1 protein-coding gene is annotated in these 305 nt (G+C 33.8%); it reads left to right on the top strand.

The genetic code is table 11. From position 1 onward, the window contains the following. Positions 1–305, top strand: a 305-nt coding sequence (locus AT575_RS10275) for an IS3 family transposase (RefSeq protein ID WP_129587084.1), incomplete at both ends; no start/stop codon positions are given.

Genomic DNA, 305 nt, shown 5'->3' with positions numbered 1-305 from the left:
AAAAAGCGGCAATCGTCAAGGAACTTAAAGAAAAAGGATATCACATAAAATATCTTCTCAAAGCAGTAAACTTAGCTAAATCAACTTATTATTTCGAGATTGGCAAGATAGATGCTGTTGCGTTAAGAAACGAAGATTTACTTAACGAAATCAAAAGTATTTTTGAGTCAAATAAAAGTAGATATGGCGTTAGACGAGTCTATCAAGAACTGATTAATCGTGGATACAAGGTGAACCATAAGAGAGTTCAACGTCTCATGCATAAAGAAGGCTTATTAGGCAAACGTCCAAAGGAAAAATACCAT

Source organism: Streptococcus penaeicida, assembly GCF_002887775.1.
In the GTDB taxonomy this organism is placed as follows: domain Bacteria; phylum Bacillota; class Bacilli; order Lactobacillales; family Streptococcaceae; genus Streptococcus; species Streptococcus penaeicida.
Note: the sequence above shows the minus strand (reverse complement) of the source record. Positions and strands in the feature narration are given on the sequence as shown.